The 19,897-nt window shown below is 42.7% G+C and carries 16 protein-coding genes and 1 pseudogene; 15 read left to right on the forward strand and 2 right to left on the reverse strand.

What is annotated here, in order from left to right; genetic code table 11:
• The first annotated feature begins 697 nt into the window (after positions 1-697).
• The 13 genes from E0E16_RS09530 (at position 698) to priA (ending at position 14,517) form a co-directional block, all read left to right on the forward strand.
• The gene (locus tag E0E16_RS09530; RefSeq protein WP_130830115.1) at positions 698-886 is read left to right on the forward strand and encodes a hypothetical protein; all 189 of its coding nucleotides are present in this window, start codon (positions 698-700) and stop codon (positions 884-886) included.
• A 505-nt stretch (positions 887-1,391) separates the two neighbouring features.
• Positions 1,392-1,988: a hypothetical protein gene (locus E0E16_RS09535; RefSeq protein WP_130830116.1), complete on the forward strand. Its 597-nt coding sequence runs from the start codon at positions 1,392-1,394 to the stop codon at positions 1,986-1,988.
• A 12-nt stretch (positions 1,989-2,000) separates the two neighbouring features.
• Positions 2,001-2,558, forward strand: a complete 558-nt coding sequence (locus E0E16_RS09540) for a cob(I)yrinic acid a,c-diamide adenosyltransferase (RefSeq protein WP_130830117.1) — start codon at positions 2,001-2,003, stop codon at positions 2,556-2,558.
• 49 nt (positions 2,559-2,607) lie between these two features.
• Complete coding sequence (locus E0E16_RS09545) at positions 2,608-2,829, forward strand: DUF2795 domain-containing protein (protein WP_007368922.1); 222 nt, start codon at positions 2,608-2,610, stop codon at positions 2,827-2,829.
• A 495-nt stretch (positions 2,830-3,324) separates the two neighbouring features.
• Positions 3,325-3,882, forward strand: a complete 558-nt coding sequence (locus E0E16_RS09550) for a hypothetical protein (RefSeq protein ID WP_130830118.1) — start codon at positions 3,325-3,327, stop codon at positions 3,880-3,882.
• Positions 3,879-4,184 carry a helix-turn-helix domain-containing protein gene (locus E0E16_RS09555; RefSeq protein WP_130830119.1) on the forward strand — a complete coding sequence of 102 codons (306 nt, stop codon included), beginning with the start codon at positions 3,879-3,881 and terminating at the stop codon, positions 4,182-4,184. Before E0E16_RS09550 ends, E0E16_RS09555 begins: the two co-directional genes overlap by 4 nt.
• A 246-nt stretch (positions 4,185-4,430) precedes the next feature.
• Entirely contained in the window at positions 4,431-5,369 is a 939-nt protein-coding gene (locus tag E0E16_RS09560; RefSeq protein WP_181951341.1) for a PorP/SprF family type IX secretion system membrane protein, read from the forward strand.
• Between the two features lie 11 nt (positions 5,370-5,380).
• Positions 5,381-6,868: a T9SS ring complex lipoprotein PorK/GldK gene (gene porK / locus E0E16_RS09565; RefSeq protein WP_130830120.1), complete on the forward strand. Its 1,488-nt coding sequence runs from the start codon at positions 5,381-5,383 to the stop codon at positions 6,866-6,868.
• The gene (gene porL, locus E0E16_RS09570) at positions 6,868-7,674 is read left to right on the forward strand and encodes a type IX secretion system motor protein PorL/GldL (RefSeq protein WP_130830121.1); all 807 of its coding nucleotides are present in this window, start codon (positions 6,868-6,870) and stop codon (positions 7,672-7,674) included. The genes porK and porL overlap by 1 nt, the downstream gene beginning before the upstream one ends.
• A 66-nt stretch (positions 7,675-7,740) precedes the next feature.
• The gene (gene porM, locus E0E16_RS09575; RefSeq protein WP_130830122.1) at positions 7,741-9,330 is read left to right on the forward strand and encodes a type IX secretion system motor protein PorM/GldM; all 1,590 of its coding nucleotides are present in this window, start codon (positions 7,741-7,743) and stop codon (positions 9,328-9,330) included.
• Positions 9,331-9,392: 62 nt separating this feature from the next.
• Positions 9,393-10,436, forward strand: coding sequence for a type IX secretion system ring subunit PorN/GldN (gene porN, locus E0E16_RS09580; protein ID WP_130830123.1), 1,044 nt, complete (start codon positions 9,393-9,395; stop codon positions 10,434-10,436).
• Between the two features lie 102 nt (positions 10,437-10,538).
• Positions 10,539-11,171, forward strand: a complete 633-nt coding sequence (locus E0E16_RS09585) for a porin family protein (RefSeq protein ID WP_130830124.1) — start codon at positions 10,539-10,541, stop codon at positions 11,169-11,171.
• A 1,060-nt stretch (positions 11,172-12,231) separates the two neighbouring features.
• The gene (gene priA, locus E0E16_RS09590; protein WP_130830125.1) at positions 12,232-14,517 is read left to right on the forward strand and encodes a replication restart helicase PriA; all 2,286 of its coding nucleotides are present in this window, start codon (positions 12,232-12,234) and stop codon (positions 14,515-14,517) included.
• Between the two features lies 1 nt (position 14,518).
• Here the strand turns inward: priA and E0E16_RS09595 are convergent, their stop codons facing one another.
• Positions 14,519-16,048, reverse strand: coding sequence for an outer membrane beta-barrel protein (locus E0E16_RS09595; RefSeq protein ID WP_130830126.1), 1,530 nt, complete (start codon positions 16,046-16,048; stop codon positions 14,519-14,521).
• 646 nt (positions 16,049-16,694) lie between these two features.
• Between E0E16_RS09595 and E0E16_RS09600 the strand changes: the two genes are divergently transcribed.
• Positions 16,695-19,004, forward strand: a complete 2,310-nt coding sequence (locus tag E0E16_RS09600) for a hypothetical protein (RefSeq protein ID WP_130830127.1) — start codon at positions 16,695-16,697, stop codon at positions 19,002-19,004.
• A gap of 143 nt (positions 19,005-19,147) precedes the next feature.
• Positions 19,148-19,330: a hypothetical protein gene (locus E0E16_RS09605; RefSeq protein WP_130830128.1), complete on the forward strand. Its 183-nt coding sequence runs from the start codon at positions 19,148-19,150 to the stop codon at positions 19,328-19,330.
• A 415-nt stretch (positions 19,331-19,745) separates the two neighbouring features.
• Here E0E16_RS09605 and E0E16_RS15015 read toward each other — a convergent pair.
• A pseudogene (locus tag E0E16_RS15015) lies at positions 19,746-19,897 on the reverse strand (IS256 family transposase, variant Zn-binding type); the annotation flags it as partial.

A 19,897-nucleotide genomic window follows, 5' to 3' on the forward strand; every position in this document is an offset into this window, starting at 1 on the left:
GCCATTGCATTGCTCATGGGCATTTTCGCTGACGAACAACTCTCGTTCATGATACATCAGGGAGTTCATGATTAATGACTGAAGGGTAACAAAACCCTCGCTGCTGCTTGTGTAATTCGAAAGAATTTCCGAAATTTGCGAATGTGTAAGTTTCATTTTTTTCTTTTTTAAAGTTATCAAATACAAAGATAAGAAAAAAGAAGCTTACACACTTTTATAGGACAGTACCCTTTTAAATCCTGTTTGATATTATCCTGATTCTCAATGGTTTATGAGGCAAGCTGCTAACGCTGTTTGTGTAATATAATTTCGTAGTGATGGCGGATTGAATATTTGGTATTAAAGAAGCAGTTTACCACCACCCGAATACGAATTGGAGACATAAGGAGAGATGGGTGCCATTCAGCATTTGGAAGAAAGCACGTAAAATTTCATGATTTGATACAATTTTGTGTGAGATTTCATAGAATTATTTAGGACACTATTGGCAAAACATTACAAGAATCCATCATTTTTAAAGAAACAATAAAAAAAACAAGACAAAACCTTGTGTAATCGCAAAAAACTTTGTTACTTTGCAATTTGAAATAAAAACATTAAGACCTCATCCCATCTTTGGGAACTGGAGTAAGTTTTCAAAAAACGAGATAAGCGTCTCGAAACGCTAATTGTTAACAAAATTGAATGATACAAGTTTATGACGAAAAGAGTTTATGAAATTCCTTGCACACAGGAAATCGGCATGAATGAAAGAGAGATGATTTTAGCCGGGTCGGGTCCCGGTGGAGAAGACATAACACCCCCGGATACCGGTGGGGACAGTTCGGGTACGACTACCGCAAAATACTTTACCCCGGATGACTATGATTTATGGAACGAAGATTGAGAAAGCACATTTTTTCTCTTCCTGACTGTTTCATTGCACCAATTACCATGAAAGGGGTTTAACACTGTTCCCCCTTCATGATTCTTTATGGTTTTGTTCTATGATTCCTCTCAATGCGAATAGAGAATATTGGCTTTCGGATGGCAAAAATATGTCTTTGCCATCTGAAAGTCAAATCTTTTAAGTTCCAACTATCAGCAAACAAACAAAACAAAGTGGTTGTTCCGCCACAGAGGTTAGTAAATCATATCCGCCATGGGAATGGATTTGCAACGATTTACAAAGACTCACAATGAAAGAACAATGATTGGGAAATGTTTCGCAGCGCATATCTCAGCAAATAATAACGATTGCCCCTTTTTTTAGCAACGCATATACACAGAAGGGGAATTTTGTTTTTCTTGTAGCTAATCTCTTCAACATGAACAATCATATAATTTATTGACAATAAATTTTCTTTTTCGGTTTTTTTTTGTAAGTTTGCATTGCGTTACAGGCATGATGTATGGTTAAGTTACCTTATTCTATCCAACGGAGAATAATTTGGCTTCAACGAATTAAGTATGTGCAAGGTTTTGGAATTCAATCACCTTCTGCCTTTTCTTTTGTTCGTGAGGTCATTAATAATCATACTCATTATCAGGTCTATAATCTAATTGATTCCAAGCTGGATGGCCATGGACATTTAGAGAAGAAAAAAGCACGACTGCTTTATAGGATTATTCGTGCTTCCAATGCGCGGAACATGTTTATCGCTCAGAATTTATTTCCGGTTTTTTCTGCCTTCATAAATGAGGCAAATTCAAATTGCGAGATACATCTTCTCGATGAAACTTTGGAGTTGAGCAAAAACTCTACTGCCCTACCGACCCTTTATGTACTTTCTTCCACCACGCGCCCATCTCTTTTAGGCCATTTTTTGGACACAATCACTCCAAATGACATTCTCATAGTGGATGACATTCGAGACAATACATTTGGAGCGTTACTTTGGAAGACCGTCGTGAGTCATCACCGTGTTAGTTTTTCCTATGATCTCTATTATCTTGGGATTGCTTTTTTTGATAGCAGACCCAAACAAAACTATATTATTAATTTTTAAAACATTGCAGCGATGAGTAAAGTATATACAAAAACCGGCGACAAAGGCACGACCAGTCTCATTGGCGGAACTCGTGTGAAAAAATCGGATTTACGTATCGAGGCATACGGCACCGTTGATGAACTGAATGCTTATCTTGGTGTCCTTTCCTCGTATATAACGGAACCGGACACATTAAATCTACTCTCTGAAATTCAAAATGTGTTGTTCAATGTTGGTTGCAACCTTGCCATGGGAGATGATTTTAAGAAGGACTTGAAAGAATCTGTTGTTGATTCGATGTTAATCGATCATGTCGAAAAGATGATTGACAAAATGCAGGCAGCCATTCCGGAGTTAAGGCAATTCGTAATTCCCGGTGGAGCGCGTTCCGCCTCTTTTGCCCATGTTGCCAGAACCGTTTGTCGCAGAGCAGAGCGACTGATTATAGCTTTGGATGCCATTTCTCCCGTTGATTCAACCTTGATGGCTTACATTAACCGACTGTCTGATTATTTCTTCGTTCTCTCCCGTTATTTGAATATTATTGAGAATGTAACAGAAAAAACTTGGAAAAATCCTTGTAAATAAGAAATAAAGTGGTATTTTTGCACGCAAAACTTATGGCAAAATATAGCTTATGTATTGGACACTGGAATTAGCATCTAAGCTGGAAGACGCACCATGGCCGGCAACGAAAGATGAGTTGATTGATTATGCTATTCGATCAGGTGCACCTTTGGAGGTGTTGGAAAATCTTCAAGAAATAGAAGATGAGGGCGATGTATATGATAGTATTGAAGACATTTGGCCCGACTATCCCTCTAAAGATGATTTTTTATGGAATGAGGACGAGTATTAATCGCTCAAACAGCCACAAGAATGGCTTAGGGCGTTGAATATAAGCGATATAGAAGTTTTATAATAAGATTTCTATATCGCTTTTTTTAGGTCTTTTACCGCCAAATAAACTGCTCAAATCGCTATATTTTGATTCGAAGACATTATTTTCATAAAGTAGGGATATTCCCAATGGCATAACCCATTATATAAATCATTATGGCGATTGTGTTGATTACCCTGAAGAAGAATTCTTTAATGTAGAACATGAATTAAGTACAGGATATTATCCTTATGAAGACTTGCCAGATGTATTGGATGTATATGAAGGTAATGGAGAAAGCATTTGGAATTATCGACTAATGGATAGTGAGCGAGTGCAGGTTGGAGCAATAAACAGAGGCAAGAACTTTCAGGAAGAGAGAACGTTAAAAAGATTTTCAAAATGAAATATGCAACCTATAAGTTGCATATTTCGTTTTAAATGCCTATATTTGCATCAGGAAACATATTATATATGAAATTTGTAAGAGCCATAACAGGTTATAATCATCTTTGGGCAGTCAGAGATGAAGCAAAAGAAGCAGATGAGCTGACAATGCTTTTCCGCGAGTGGAGTAATGCCAACTATTTGCTTGATTTCTTTCTTGCCAATATAGATGATTTACAAAGATTCTTTCATGTTGAGAAGATAAGTGATGCCATTAAAGACACGATGGAAGATGCAAGAGCTCTTGAACGCCTGATATTAGACTTTCCATACACCGAACAGTTGGACGGACTTTTTCATCCATTAAGTCTGACAGACAACAGAATACATGAACTGACGCGTGAGAAAGCGCGTAATTGGGACAGAGAACGGCATGCAAGTTGGCTTCGGATATATGCCATAAGGATAGAACCTAATGTTTACATTGTAACTGGCGGAGCCATAAAACTCACAGCAACAATGCAAGACAGAGAACATACTCAAATGGAATTAGACAAACTCAATGCTTGCCGAAACTATTTGCAGCAGAATGGTATCTTTGATAAAGACAGTTTTGTGGACTTTTTTGAGGAGGATTTATTATGAAAGAGAAAACATTAAAATTTCTTGAAAGAAATCTCAGTAGCGAGCCTTCGACATTTGCCGAAGAAGCCAAGTGGAGACAAGACAATGAAGTGTGGCTTAAATGGTCGCAAGGCATTGCCATGAAAATTATTGATTATATGCAGGAGCACAAACTTTCACGTGCAGACATCGCATCACGTCTTGGTTGTTCTCCGCAATATGTCAGCAAGATATTGTCTGGTCATACAAACTTCTCATTCAAGAGTATAGCAGAAATAGAGAAGTGTCTGAACATTCATATAATGGAAAGTTCTTTCGCATGATTGATTTGTGTGTACCGCGCCTTTTATGGTCTTACACAACGAAACAAAATGATTAAAAAGGCTGATACGGCAGTAGAATCACTTGAAACTCAATACGTCTTGTTCCTCTTCGACGAGGATGAGTATTGATACTCTTAACTTAAAATAGGAAAGTGCAAAGGAATTCATTCGGATATTTCTTTGCACTTTTGTTATTTTATTTGCAAAAGTTTTACAATAAATATTATCCGCGTTCGTTATCACTTCGTGTTTAGACGTTTGCTTATTATATCAGGACTTTTTCTGTTTGTCGCGGATTTGGCCGTGGCACAATATGACGTATCATTCAGTCATTATTGGGCAATGGAGCCTTATTTTAACCCCGCCAGCGTGGGGAAAGATAATAAGATGAACGTAACAGGCGCGTATGCGCTCGACTTCGCCGGTTATGAGAATAGCCCGCGTTCGTTCTATGTGGGTGCGGATATGCCACTTTATTTTTTGAAGCAATATCATGGAGTGGGTCTTTCGCTCCTTAATGATCAAATAGGACTCTTTACTCATCAGCGCGTTTCTGGGCAATATGCTTTGCGGAAGCCGATTTTTGGAGGAATGCTATCAGCCGGCATACAGTTGGGGTTACTATTGGAGAATTTTGATGGTACGAAACTTGATGTGGAAGATTCGAGTGATCCGGCATTTAGCCGTTCCAAAATAGACGGTAACTCACTTGACCTTGGCTTCGGATTATACTATTTAAGAAAGAATTGGTATGTCGGCGCATCGGTTCAGCATCTGAACGCTCCGCTTGTTGAACTTGGCGAGACGAATGAAATACAAATAGATCGCACATATTATTTAACAGGCGGATACAATATTAAGTTAAGAAATCCGTTTCTTTCTATACCGACCACAGTGCTGGCACGATATGATGGGAATGGTTATAGGGCAGACTTAACGGCTCGGCTCGTATATAAGAATGATAAGAAAATGCTCTACGGTGGCTTGTCGTACAGTCCCACAAATTCGGTAACAGCCTATATCGGAGGTAGCTTCCATGGGATTAACATTGGGTATAGTTACGAAATGTACACAAGTTCCGCCGATCCCGGCAACGGAAGTCATGAGCTGTTCGTAAGTTATCAGACAGATATAAATTTACAAAAGAAAGGCAGAAATAAACATAAAAGCGTCAGATTTCTATAGAAACAACAGATATGAAAATGAGAAAAAGTATAGCAGTTCTTTGCTTGGGTATAATCATGTCAGGCACTCTTACCGGCTGTTTCGGGGGTAAGTCTGCCGCTTCATCGGGAAGAGGAGGTGAAGTGGTAGGTGTGAGTGGAAGAGCCTTCAAAGAACCAACCCCTTATGGAATGACCTTGGTAAAACGTGGATGGCTGAAAATGGGTATCGACAAGCAAGACAGTCTTTGGGGGAAAAACACACCGGTAAAGGACATCTCGGTCGATGGCTTCTGGATGGACGAGACGGAGGTGACCAACTCCGAGTACAAACAGTTCATTGAATGGGTGAAAGACTCCATTATCCGCACTCGCTTAGCCGACCCATCCTATGGGGGAGACGAAACCTATATGATTACGGAAGACAAGAACGGAGACCCCGTACCACCACATATTAATTGGAACAAACGCTTACCACGAAAGCCAAACGAAGATGAATTGCGCGCTTTTGAAAGCTTATATGTTACCAATCCCGTAACGGGAGAAAAAAGCATCGATGGCAAACAACTCAATTATCGATACGAAATTTACGATTATACAACCGCTGCCTTGCGACGCAATCGGTTGAATCCCGCGGAGCGCAACCTGAACACCGACATAGCGATTCATCCCGATGAGATAGTGATGATCTCCAAAGACACGGCTTATATAGACGATGAGGGAATCATTCATCAGGAAACGATCAATCGCCCCTTGTCAGGTCCATGGGATTTCCTGAATACTTACATTGTCAATATCTACCCCGATACGACTTGTTGGGTAAACGACTTTCGCAATTCCGACAATGAAACCTACCTGCGAAACTATTTCAGCAATGCCACTTATAATGATTATCCCATAGTAGGAGTAACATGGGAACAAGCAAATGCTTTTTGCGCATGGCGCACCAACTACCTACTGAAAGGCTTGGGTGGCGAAGCTCGTTTCATTCAGCGGTATCGCCTTCCCACAGAGGCAGAGTGGGAATATGCCGCGCGTGGAAAAAATCAAGATGAGTTTCCTTGGGAAAATGAAGACGTAAAGAGTGGCAACGGATGTTTCTATGCCAATTTCAAGCCCGATCGCGGTAATTACACAAAGGATGGCAATCTCATCACCAGCAAAGTGGGTATCTACAATGCAAATAGCAATGGGTTGTACGACATGGCAGGAAATGTGGCAGAATGGACTAGTACCATCTATACCGAGGCTGGCGTTGCCGCTATGAACGACCTAAACCCACAGTTGGAATATAAAGCGGCTGTTGAAGACCCTTATCGTTTGAAAAAGAAAAGCGTTCGAGGGGGTAGCTGGAAAGACCCGGAAAGTTATATACGAAGCGCATGGCGGACTTGGGAGTATCAAAATCAACCTCGAAGTTACATTGGATTCCGTTGTGTGCGCAGTTTGGCAAGTTCATCCAGTGAAGCTGCAAAGCAAGCTAAAAAGAGTTATAAGAAACGCAAAAAGAATAGAAGATAATGGCACAGTACAGCAAATACAATATTATCTATCAACTTCAGAAGTGGATTGATACCGTTCCCGGACAGACTTTCTTGAACTACGGCTATAGTTGGGGGGCATCTATCGTTATTTTGGGAGCATTGTTCAAACTTACCCATTTACCCGGTGCCAACACGATGTTGTTCGTGGGAATGGGAACCGAAGTAGTCGTGTTTTTTCTCTCGGCTTTTGATCGACCTTTCGATAAAACTGATGATGGAAAAGAAATCCCTACACATTTTAATGTAGATGAGGAAAACACGGAAGATTTGTCCGACCACCCGACCTCGGACAACACAGTTCCTCATTCTATTTCGTCTTCCATTCCACAGGCGGATAGAGACGCAAGACAAACAATGCCTTTAGCGGAGCAAATTGCCACGGCAGTGATTAACAGACAAAGTCAAGTGATTGAGAATGCCGAACAGCAGACACCGGAAATGGTAGAGGCACAGACCCATTACGTGGCAGCATTGAAAAATCTAACGGACATGTTGGATAAGGTGAATGACCAAAGTCAGCGTCTGACTCGAGACAGCGAAGAGATGGAAAACCTCAACCGGACGCTGACCGGAATAACCAAGGTGTATGAAATGCAGCTGAAAGGAGTTAGTCAGCAAATAGGCACCATCGATCAAATAAATGACCAAACTCGCAAGATGGCGCAACAGATAGAGCAGCTCAATGCTGTTTATGCTCGCATGATCGAAGCTATGACCGTGAACATGCGTGCTACAACACCGGTTGATAACGTTGTTCCTGCCCCACATTCCAATGCGGAATAGAGAGGCTGTTCGCATCTGTTTTCAACCAAGTTGTAAAAACACTTTGAAAAATTAGATAAGAAGTAAATGGCAATCATAAAGAGAAAGATTTCCCCCCGCCAGAAGATGATAAACCTGATGTATGTCGTCCTCATGGCAATGCTTGCGCTGAACATCTCTACCGAGGTGCTTAACGGATTTTCAATCGTGGAGGAAAGTCTGAACCGAACCACAGGAAACTCAACCAAGGAGAATGAAGCAATCTTTGGCGAACTGGAGCAAATGATGCAAAAGAATCCACAGAAGGTAAGAGAATGGTTCATCATGGCATCGACCGTGAGAAACATGAGCGACTCCTTGTTTAATTATGCACAAGAGCTGAAAGTAAAGATCGTGAGTGAAGCAGACGGAAAGGAGGGAGATCCATTAAACATCAGGAACAAAGAAGATTTAGAGGCTTCGAGCTTTGTAATGTTGGCTCCCGGAACGGGACAGGGACACAAACTCTTCAACGCAATCAACAGTTATCGTGAACGCATATTGAAATTTGTTACCGACCCGGTGCAGCGAAAAATCATCGCAAGCAATTTATCCACCAACGTACCCAATCCTTCCTTGAATAAGAATTGGGAAGAATACATGTTCGAGGATATGCCCACCGCCGCCGCGGTAACCCTGCTTTCGAAGCTGCAGAGTGATGTGCGCTATGCAGAAGGTGAAGTGTTGCACACGCTGGTGGCAAACGTAGGATTGAAAGACCTCCGCGTAAACAAGTTGCAGGCATTTGTCGTCCCCAATCAGACACGCCTTTATCCGGGCGAAACAATGACAGCACAAATGTTCTTGGCTGCGGTAGATTCCACCCAGCAACCACAAGTTTTTGTAAACGGACAGCGCATCAGTGGAAATCGAATCAACATAAAAGCCGGCAGCCCCGGACGGCATACGCTATCCGGCTATATCTTGATAAAAGACCTTGCCGGAAATGTGCTTCGGAGAAACTTCTCACAAGACTACTGGGTAACGGGAGGTCCGAAACCGGAACGCTACATCAGTCCTGACGGTATGCAGCGCACGCCACCTTTCGAGGGCATGGCAACCATTGCTGCCGATTTGATGAACGTGCTTTACGCCGGCTTCGACAATCCGCTGACGATTAGTATTCCCAACATGGGACAAAACGATGTTCGTGCCACAATGTCGGGCGGCACGCTGATTGCGCGAGGAGGTGGAAAATTCATCGCTCGCCCTTCAACTTTCGGACAACCGGTTACCATTACCGTTTCCGCCAAAGGCAAGACCATTGGTCAGTATCAATTCAAGGTAAGAAAATTGCCTGACCCATCACCTTATATCGCCATGGGAGGCGACAGATTTAAGAGTGGCGGCTTGTCGAAAGCAACACTGATGTCGGCATCCGGCATCCAAGCAGCCATCGACGATGGATTGCTTGATATTCCGTTCACCGTAAAGAGTTTCCGCACCGTCTTCTTCGATGCCATGGGCAATGCCGTTCCGTTGGCAAGTAACGGAGCTTCTTTCTCCGCTCAGCAGAAAGCGCAATTCCGTCACTTGAGCAGAAACAAGCGGTTTTATATAACCAATGTTGTTGTTCACGGACCTGACGGCACCACACGCACGCTGAATGGCAGAAACATGGAAGTTATAGTACAATAAACCTGAAGTGAAACATCCGTTACGCGTCTGTTTTCAAGACGCACGGTTTTAAGATATAGAACATGAAACGAATATTATTGATAGTATGTGTTGTGCTCACGGTCATGAATCTCTGTGCTCAACCCGCACGCAGCCGAGCCGGTCAACAAGGCAGAAACAAGTCGAACGCCGACGCGATTACCACTCGCGCGCAGATTTCTTTCCCCACAGCGGTACCCATGAACGAAGATGTGGTGTGGCGACGCGACATTTATCGCGAGTTGAACCTTACCGATGATGCCAATTCCGGGCTTTACTATCCCACAGAGCCTGTTGGCTCACAAATGAATCTCTTTACGTATATTTTCAAACTCATGATGTCAGGTCCGCGCCATGGTGGAATCAATGCTTATGAATATCGCATGGATGGAAATGAGGTCTTCAACGATTCTTCACGCATCAAGCCCTTGCAATTCCTCGACAACTATCATATCTATTATGAGCGCACCGACCGCGGCATCCGTTTGGATAATAGTGATATCCCCTCCGCTGAGGTAAAAGGCTACTATATAAAGGAGAGCGCATACTACGATCAGAACACTTCGACTTTCCATCGAAAGGTGATTGCGCTTTGTCCTATCATGTATCGAAACGATGAGTTTGGCACCGGAGCCGTGAAGTATCCACTATTCTGGGTGAAGTACGATGACCTCGCACCATATCTCTCCAAGCAAATGATAATGACAAGTAATCTGAACAATGCCGCCACGATGAGTGTGGAAGACTACTTCACGATGAATCGTTACAATGGAAAGATATATAAGACGAATAACATGCTGGGAAGAACCTTGTCGCAATACTGCTCCACTGACTCCGCCCTCACGGCTGAGCAGAATAAGATTGAGCGCGAATTAAAAGATTTTGAGAAGAATATTTACGGCAACCCGGCAGCCAAAGACAGTTTGAATAGCATTGCCGATACAAAAACCACAGAGAAAGCCGTAAAGAAATCTCGCAGCTCGCGGCGCGGCAGTCGTTCATCAACGCGTGCCACACGTCGTAGCTCCGGCAGCAATAGCAACAATAAGAGCGCAGCCCGGGTAACGGTTCGCCGCCAGCGGCATTAGTTTTTCGCAACGAAAGCCATGAGTTTTGTTTAGCAAATAATATTTTAAACCGGACGCTTGCCGTATCTATGAGATATCGTGAGCGTCTTAAACTTTATAGACATGAAGAAAGTATTTACATTCGCGTTAATTTTTGCGAGCCTTCTCTTTGCCTCCGGGATAAAAGCTCAAGGAGTGAAGTTTGGAGTTAAGGCAGGTTTGAACGTTACCGATTTCCACTTCTCAGGCGATGTGTTCAACAAGTCGAATCAGGCAGGTGGGTTTGTCGGACCTACCGTCAAATTCAGTCTTCCCCTTACCGGTCTCGGCATCGATGCTTCCGCGCTCTACGACTATCGCTCCGCCAAGCTCACCGATGCCAATGGCGAAGAACAAACCGTGAAACAGCAGCAGATAGCTCTCCCCGTGAATCTTCGTTATGCGGTGGGCTTGGGCAACACAGCCAATCTCTTTTTCTTTGCCGGTCCACAATGGGGCATCAATGTTGGCAATAAGGATTTCAATTGGACGTATGGCAGCAGCTATTCCTTGAAAAATAGCAGCTTCAGCGTGAATACCGGTTTTGGTGTAACACTTCTCAGCCATCTGCAAATCAGTGCCAATTACAATATCGCCATGGGGAAAACGGCTGACGTTAGTTTCTCCAATGCAGCGTCAAGCACTGCCAATGCCATTGTCGGCAAGGGCAAGAGTCGCAACAATTCTTGGCAGATAGGATTGGCATATTTCTTCTAATCAGCGATATAGCGTAATACAAACCGAGGACGCAACTTCCATAGCTGCGTCCTCGTTTTGTTTTTGGCGGTTAGATAATCAGCCTTGTGGTTATCTTAAAATACAAGATGATACAATTTCAAGACCATATCTTGAACTCCTACAAAGTATGCTATACCAATAAAGAAAATCATATAGAAAATCACAGTAATAACCCCTTTTCTATCTCTCTCCTTTATGGATTGAATTAAATCACGTGTTAGTGTGAAAATCATCCAAATGGTCCCAATAACTACATACCCTTTAAAGAGTATCCCTAAAATCTTCCAAAATAATTCCATAAATGTATCAAGGATTGATATACATTTACTATCATCTGATCAAGGTCAGCAAAGTATATCACTACAACACTAAATAGAAGTATTGCTGCCGTACTGATAGTCCATTTTCTATTTTTCTCTTTAATGGCACGGAGCAAGTTTTTAACTTGAACAATAAATGTAAAACACACACAGCCTATTACGAATATTTGAGCGGCTATAGCTAACAGTCCCAATAATAGCTTCATTTTTAGTAATTTAAATTTTAATATAAATTAATGTGAATGCAAAAGTATTTTTTTAACTTTATATAATCAAAAAATCAAAGTTAAAAAACGCAAACCATTGTTATATTTTTATTAATACACTCTCCATGCGAATAGCATCCACTTCTCCTTATGTCCCAATGTGTATTCAGGTGGTGGGAAACAGATTCTTTTATACCAAATATTCAATCCTGCCATCACTGCGAAATTATATTACAAAAACAGTGTCAGCAGCTCGCCTCTTAATCTGGTGATAATCAGGATAATACCAAACAGGATTTAAAAGGTAAGCTTTTGCACTCCAATACATGACCTTTTGCAGTGCAAAAGCTTAGCTTTTGAAAGACAACAGCTAAGCCTTGGAAAGACAGGTGAAGAATATTTAGGACACTATTGAGATTGAACATCAAATTGAAAATAAATATTTTATTTTCTGTTGAATATCCGTGATTTTACTTTGTGATTCTTTTGCTTTAGCCTATCTTTGCATACAAGATGAAATATGTAGAAGTGATATTGCCTTTACCCTTGGAGGGGACTTTTACTTATGCTGTGCCGGAACATTTAGAAACAATGGCACAGCCCGGTAGCAGGGTAGTCGTGCCATTGGGCAAAAGCAAGAAGTATGTGGGAATTTGCGCCACCCTGCCACACGAGGCTTCAAATCTTGTGGAAGGAGTGGAATACAAGAGCCTTTGCTCCGTACTCGATACTTCACCCATCTTGACTGAACGACAATTGGAACTTTGGCAATGGATAGCTGATTATTATATGTCGCCCCTTGGCGATGTCTATAAAGCTGCCCTACCCTCCGGGCTAAAAGCGGAAGAGGGCTACAGACCCAAGACGGAAACCTACGTTCGACTAACCGAAGACTATAATGACGGACAAGCCGTTACCCATTTGCTCGAAGGATTGAAACGTGCCACAAAACAGCAAAAGTTACTGCTCGATTATTTGCAATTGGCAGGCGTGTCAGAACAGCCTGACATGCGCATGAAGGAAATGTCGCTGAAGCCGGTAACACGAGACGAACTCCTGAACACGGCACATTGCGGTCAGCCCGTTCTGCGCAATCTGCTGGAGAAGCGCATCCTGACCACCTACAAAGAGGAGGTGGGGCGGCTCAATTCCACCGGGGACTATCATCCCGAAATGGTGAAGCCGCTGAACGATGCGCAGACGGTGGCTTATAACGCTATTCGCGAGCAAATGCAGTCGCATGATGTTACACTTTTGCACGGTGTTACCTCGTCAGGCAAGACTGAGATATACATCCACCTGATACAAAAAGCTCTCGACGAACACAAGCAGGTGCTTTATCTGCTCCCCGAAATAGCTCTCACCGTACAAATCATGGAACGCCTGCAACGAGTTTTTGGCAGTCGGCTGGGCATCTACCATAGCAGATATAGTGATGCCGAGCGTGTGGAAATTTGGACGAAACAACTCTCCGATGAACCTTACGATATTATTCTCGGGGCGCGGAGTGCTGTCTTCCTGCCTTTCAAAAATCCGGGGTTGGTCATCATTGATGAGGAACACGAGACAAGTTTCAAGCAGCAAGATCCCGCGCCACGCTATCATGCACGCTCGGTCGCTATCGTACTTGCCAAAATGTTCGGAGCCAAAACTCTGCTTGGCACCGCCACTCCCTCTGTGGAATCTTATCACAACGCATCGCGGGGAAAGTACGGATTTGTAACGCTCAATCGGCGTTACAAGGATATTCGTCTGCCGGAAATAGAAGTGGTTGATGTAAAAGACCTTCGCCGCCGCAAGATGATGCGAGGACCGTTCTCTCCACAATTGCTGGGAGCCGTTCGTGCGGCAATACAACGTGGTGAGCAAGTCATCTTGTTTCAAAATCGGCGCGGTTTCGCTCCCATGGTAGAGTGTCATGTCTGCGGTTGGGTGCCCAAATGTCCCAATTGTGATGTATCGCTAACCTATCATAAGAACATGGGACAGCTCACCTGCCATTACTGTGGTTACACCTATCGCGTTCCGGAAAGCTGTCCGAACTGCGAAAGCAAGGAAATTCGCAATCGCGGTTATGGCACCGAGAAGATAGAGGACGCCATCATGGAGTTATTTCCCGAAGCACGCATTGCCAGAATGGATTTGGACACAACGCGTTCGAAGAATGCTTACGAGCGACTGATCAATGACTTTTCCTCCGGGCGCACTAATCTGCTCATCGGAACGCAGATGATTTCAAAAGGACTCGACTTCGACAATGTTTCCATCGTGGGCATCTTGGATGCAGATACCATGCTCAACTATCCCGATTTTCGCGCATACGAGCATGCTTTCATGATGATGTGTCAGGTAAGTGGACGTGCCGGTCGTAAAGGAAAGCAAGGAAAGGTAATCCTCCAAACAAAAAACAAAGATTTACCCGTTATCCGACAGGTGGTTGCCCATGATTATCAAGGCTTTTTCAATGAGCTTATCGACGAGCGGAAAAACTTTCACTATCCGCCGTTTAGCAGGCTAATCTATGTCTATCTGAAACATCGCGATGACAATACCGTTAATTCGGCAGCGTTGGAGATGGGTTCGCGCTTGCGCGAGGTCTTTGGAAACCGAGTTTTGGGTCCCGACAAACCTGCCGTTGCCCGCATCAAAACTTTACACATTAGGAAAATAATGCTCAAGTTAGAAACGGGTATCGACTATCGGCTCGCCAGAACCTATCTTCTCCGCGCCAAAGAAGCTCTCTTGAGAGCAAAACGCTATGGAGCACTGCTGATTTATTACGATATCGATCCCCAATAATCTATAAATCGATGTCAAGCCCCACACCAAACACCTTGTTGGAGCGTGTGAAGTTATCGGTGTTTTGAGTTTTTACTTCTTTGCCATTGCCATCAATTACAGCCTCATACTCCTTGTTGAACTTTTCGTAGTTGGTGAAGAAGTAAGCAACATTCAGGTGCATTTTCTTCGTAAGCCTTACTTTTGCGCCGAGACCGAGACTATAGCTACTGGTAACAAAGCTCAAGTCTGAGAGGTATTTGCCGTCTCCCAGCCCATATTTGGTACGTTGTCCGCCACCACTAACCGTTATTGCAGGCGTAATGTCCCATTCCACTCCCGCAAGATATTCTCTTGTGTTACTGCTCAGATAACGCTGCTTATTCTTATCCATTCGCGCATCTTTGTCAAAATAATAGTGATAGCTTGCCATGACGCGCAAATTCTTGGTTATTTCATATTGTGCACCTACACCCAATAATCCCGGAAGGTCGTTAGGTGTGTTCACACCATCTTCAAACAACCCTGTATCATCGCGCTTGGTTTTATTTTCGATATTAAATTTTGTTGTCGTCTCGTACCTGGCACCAAAGTTCCATTTCCCTATTTTATAATCGATGCCAATAATAGGCGTAATCCCCCATCCGTGTTGCGTACAGTCAAGGTAACGATCCGCAAACTGTAGTTTTGCCTTATTAAGTTTGTCTGCACCCTCCTGATATTGCTTGGCCACACCCTCCAACTTCTGTTTCGTGGCAGGATCGGTGGCCTGTGCGGCCTGATTGGTGGCTTGAATGGCAAGCTGTGTCAATCCTTTAGCTCTGTTGTCGAACACATCATATACCTTTTGCGTCTGACCATCGATGTTTGCGGAAATATCAAGGATATTACCCTCATAGATATTATAAATGTAGTTGAAGCGTGCTCCACCATAAACTGCCAAATGTTCATTGACTTTATAGGTAAAGCCTAATTGCAATCCAAAATCGTATTGTTGACCATGGATATAGCTACTAAAACCGTAAGTAGGAACATCGCTTTTAATGCCTTGTTCATAGAGTAAAGCCGGTATCATTGCCAGTTGTCTTTCAAAAGAAGGCAAACCCTTGTTGAAAGTGGCTTTACCCCCACCTCCTACAATTCCAAACCCCAATTGAAATCCCCATTTGTCGTAGTTCCGAGCTATCTGGAAAGAAGGAATTATGGGAATTGATGTCTTCCCCGTGAAACTTTTATAACCCTTCTCATCGCCTCCGTTCAATTTGAATGGCTGATAAAAAGGTGTGCCTTGTAAGGCAGGAACCGTCATCAAAGAATTGATGGTTCGCGTTTGATAAACGTTCTGAATATTTAGGGAGACATGCCACCCGTTTGACAGAAACGCCACACCGGCCGGGTTGGAATAGACACCATCAATGCCGATGGCGCCCTCGCGTGCGAAGTTCCGGTTGAATGCGATGTTTTGATTTGTGTTCGTCAGCAACCCTCCGGCATGTGTAGTGCCGGCCAATGCCAATGAAAGTGCCATGATAATAAGCGTTCTTTTTCTCATTAAATAGAATATAAATTAGTAAATACTGTTCAAAATTGGTTGCAAAGGTAACAAAATTGTTCTTTAATTCCACAACTATTGTGCAAAAACTTCATTTTTGTATTACCATTTAGTCTTCGTTACCTAATTTAAGGATACTCCCTAAATCCATAACTAATTGTTTGCCGGTGTAATATATGATTTACACCTTTACACAAAGCCCCCGAACGACCCATCATGGGCAGAGTCGGGGGAAATTCTTTAAAAACTGACCTATAACTCATTTTGCAGACTGAAACATTGCTATCTTTCCGATGTACATTTACTTTATGGGCATTTAAGAAGTCTAAAAATTCAAAGTTACGCGAGTTCGGGATAAGAAAAGTTCTTATCCCGAACTCGCATATACAATAATTTAATTTTAATACCATTATGTTCTTCTTAACTATTTTTATGAATAAACATTTTGATAAATTATCAAAATAAGGTAAATTTGTCTTAGCTTAAAAAAGTTGATAGTAGAACCATCTGTTGAAAAGCGGATTACAAACAGACAAGCCCATAGTAGCTGTGGTACAGCCATAGAGTGATCATAGTTTATGCAATATTTAGTTTTGTATCCCCTCAATGATGTTATGTTATCTTAATATCTAAATTAAAATCATATATGAACAAAATTACTTACTCATTGCTCGCATTGATATTGGCATTCATGTCAATGCGATCAACATCAGCACAGACAGCCAATGGAACTCCATGGATGGGACACGCAATTGATCCAACGCAGAAACAATTCTATCTGATTGATAAGGATGGAAAAAACAACAGTATTACACAAGAGAACACTCTCTATCTGGTGAATGTAGCTGCCTGCAAAGAAGCGGGAAACTCGCGTATCTTTTTCAACCAGGGTGGTCACTGGGGTACAGAAGCCTCACTCTTTGAAATCGGCATACCAGTATGGCTCGTACACAGAGGTACAGGAACCAAAGGAAGTGCAATTGTGGAGCTGATTGGGGACTATCAACACCCTGACGCAGCAGACGGCAACCATATCGGAGTGATAACAGGATCTAGCGACCCTTCACATCAGACTGGTGATGATTTAGGAGTATACATCGATCGTTTAAGGGGCGAGAATGAAACTGCAGCCTATGTGGGCACCGATTGGGAACTTTTCAAGGATGATAACAAAAATAACGAATACTACATCCGTGCTAAAAATGTTGGTACGGACCGATTCGGAACTTACTATCTCACCTATGCCAATAGCGGTAAGACCGGAGCACGCAAGTATGTAATAGGTACAGAAAGATTTGCTTCTGGGACAAAATACAGAAAAGATGCCAACCGGTGGGTAATCGTCACGCGGAAAGATCTTATTGATAGGTTCGAGGAAACCCCAGGATCATATCGCGATCTTGCCGATGCCAGTTTTCTTATATACGACCAAAACCTCTCGCGCGAGAACGGTGCAGAGGCGGCATGGATAACCAATATACCCGAAGGAAGCACGGCAACCGTCAGAGTGGGTAATCTCCACTCGAGCAGAGCAGAGCACAAAAGTACCGAAGGCGATCATAAAAGTTTCACGCCACTCACCGAAACCGACAAACAATATACATCTTATCCCACTGGCTATCCGTCAGGAGTTTACCCACCTTACAATGTGATGTACGGACAGTTCTATAACGGAGAAATAAAAGGGGGTGTAGGACAATTTTATCAATATACGCAAAAAAATCAAAAGGCAGGTTTATACATGATATCCTGTCAAGGTTTCTACAAACCCGGGGATGGAAGCAAGAAGCAATATGCAGGATTAGCAACAAACTCGTTCACGGCAATACCAACCGGAAATCCGGAAGTGCCTTACCAAAAACAATACGTACAGATGACAGGAGCAGCATTCCCACTATGGAAAGAAGGCGGACCAACAAACTTAACAGAATCGGGAATGACCTTTTATGCCAACAAAGACAACTACATAACAAAGTCCATTGTGTGGGCCAACGAGGGAGATTATATCGAATTCGGAGTTATGGTGGAAAACCAAACATCCAACCCGGCAGAAGACTGGGCAGTTTTCGACAATTTTCAGATGAAATACCTTGGAGGACTATTCCCCATGTTTGAGAATTTCGAAAATATGATCCCCTATAATGCCTTTGGAGACCAGCAATTCCAGACTATGGCATTGCTCCGCAACTTCCAAATAAACAAGTGGAATTCTTTCATCGTTCCTGTCGATCTGAACAAAGATCAAATATACACTGCTTTCGGAAACAATGTAAAACTAGCAAAGCTGAAAGGGCTTGATCACGAAGGAAAGAATATTGCATTTGAGACAGTCGATATAGATGCCATCGGATGGGACGATATCGCCATACATAAAAATAAAGCCTACCTGATTATGCCAATGAAAGATGGAGAACGATATCTCGAGATAACATGGCCACCATTAGCCGAGGCACTTGGTAAAGAGACAGTGAAGACAACAGGTCCACATTACTTCTTGCCCGGTGTTTCGTTGAACACAAGCGACATTACAGCCATGAACGGCGAATCGTACAGAATGGCAGACGGAAAAACCATCACACTCAAAACCAACTTCTTCTACTCGAACGACAGCAATACAGAGCATGGGAAGATTCAGGCAAGCCCGGACAACTTCATCTATGTGATGAACAAGGGAGCACTCACACGCTACCAACACCCATTCGCACTGAAGGGAACACGATGGTATTTGGAATATACAGAAGATCAGCCAGGCGGTGCCAAAATTCTCATCACTGACCCAACAAAACCCAATCCAACGAGCATCGAAACCTTAAAAGAAGCTAATGAAAAAGGAAACAACCGCACGGCAAAAGGCATCTATGACATCAACGGAAGAAAGGTAAGTAACGGATCATCGACTGAAGACCTGCCAGTGGGCATATTTGTGGTTGATGGGAAGAAAATAGTTGTTTATTGATTAATGTGAAACAAAGCTTTACCCATGTGGCAGAGGATTTCCACACTAATCAAACAATACGGAAATCCTCTCCACAGAAGGATATGATTTTTCAAACATAAACTTTAAGAAAAGCATGGGCTAAAGAAAAAGATATCGAAAATATGAATAAGAAAACATACATCACTCCTGACATAACCATAGTGAATGTGAATATAGAGTATCACTTGTGTGATCCATCCACTACGAATGTGGGTGACAACCCTTTAGGTCCCATTGCGCCAGATCCAGGTGGTGAGGAAGAACCAACGGGCGCAAAGAGCTTCGAGCTTAACGAACAACCATAGGAAATAAAAGAATTACTATTCAGTAAAAACAATCGAATAGGAGGTAAACACTAATCATAGGTGTTTATCTCCTACTTTCGTGTTCACCGACCTCTCACACCACCGATGTACATTTACTTTATGGACTTTTAAGGTGTCTAAAAAATCAAAGTCAGGTGCTGTCCTTTGTAAAGAGCGAGACAGTGAAGAAAATGGAGTATTCAAGGAGTGGATTCCAACTGTAATGAACAAAGGTGCTATCCAATACCATCTGTTGGTTGTAAGTCGAGCTTTTGAGAGATGAGCGGATAATGCTCATGCCGAGCGTACACAAAAAAAGGCGTATAGCTCATTTTTGCGGCGTAATGGACATTTGGTAGGCTGAAAAAGCTCCAGATGTTTGTAATGGACAAATGGTAGGCTGACAATTTCTAGCCTACTTTGTTATATTCAGAAATCCATCAATAAACTTCTTTTTGTTGGTATCGCTTAATCCGTTATGGTTCAGTAAAGCTCTTTTAAGTTGTGAGTTGTAGCCTTCCAACATATTGGTTGTATTCGGTATGTTTACCTCCGTATGTTCTTCAT

This window comes from Prevotella rectalis (genome assembly GCF_900607215.1).
Classification (GTDB): Bacteria; Bacteroidota; Bacteroidia; order Bacteroidales; family Bacteroidaceae; genus Prevotella; species Prevotella brunnea.

Excerpts from the sequence above, each read along its gene's own strand:
- E0E16_RS09530 (WP_130830115.1), top strand. The coding sequence starts at position 698 with ATGACGAAAAGAGTTTATGAAATTCCTTGCACACAGGAAATCGGCATG.
- E0E16_RS09535 (WP_130830116.1), top strand. The coding sequence starts at position 1,392 with ATGGTTAAGTTACCTTATTCTATCCAACGGAGAATAATTTGGCTTCAA.
- E0E16_RS09540 (WP_130830117.1), top strand. The coding sequence starts at position 2,001 with ATGAGTAAAGTATATACAAAAACCGGCGACAAAGGCACGACCAGTCTC.
- E0E16_RS09545 (WP_007368922.1), top strand. The coding sequence starts at position 2,608 with ATGTATTGGACACTGGAATTAGCATCTAAGCTGGAAGACGCACCATGG.
- E0E16_RS09550 (WP_130830118.1), top strand. The coding sequence starts at position 3,325 with ATGAAATTTGTAAGAGCCATAACAGGTTATAATCATCTTTGGGCAGTC.
- E0E16_RS09555 (WP_130830119.1), top strand. The coding sequence starts at position 3,879 with ATGAAAGAGAAAACATTAAAATTTCTTGAAAGAAATCTCAGTAGCGAG.
- porK (WP_130830120.1), top strand. The coding sequence starts at position 5,381 with ATGAAAATGAGAAAAAGTATAGCAGTTCTTTGCTTGGGTATAATCATG.
- porL (WP_130830121.1), top strand. The coding sequence starts at position 6,868 with ATGGCACAGTACAGCAAATACAATATTATCTATCAACTTCAGAAGTGG.
- porM (WP_130830122.1), top strand. The coding sequence starts at position 7,741 with ATGGCAATCATAAAGAGAAAGATTTCCCCCCGCCAGAAGATGATAAAC.
- porN (WP_130830123.1), top strand. The coding sequence starts at position 9,393 with ATGAAACGAATATTATTGATAGTATGTGTTGTGCTCACGGTCATGAAT.
- E0E16_RS09585 (WP_130830124.1), top strand. The coding sequence starts at position 10,539 with ATGAAGAAAGTATTTACATTCGCGTTAATTTTTGCGAGCCTTCTCTTT.
- priA (WP_130830125.1), top strand. The coding sequence starts at position 12,232 with ATGAAATATGTAGAAGTGATATTGCCTTTACCCTTGGAGGGGACTTTT.
- E0E16_RS09595 (WP_130830126.1), bottom strand. The coding sequence starts at position 16,048 with ATGAGAAAAAGAACGCTTATTATCATGGCACTTTCATTGGCATTGGCC.
- E0E16_RS09600 (WP_130830127.1), top strand. The coding sequence starts at position 16,695 with ATGAACAAAATTACTTACTCATTGCTCGCATTGATATTGGCATTCATG.
- E0E16_RS09605 (WP_130830128.1), top strand. The coding sequence starts at position 19,148 with ATGAATAAGAAAACATACATCACTCCTGACATAACCATAGTGAATGTG.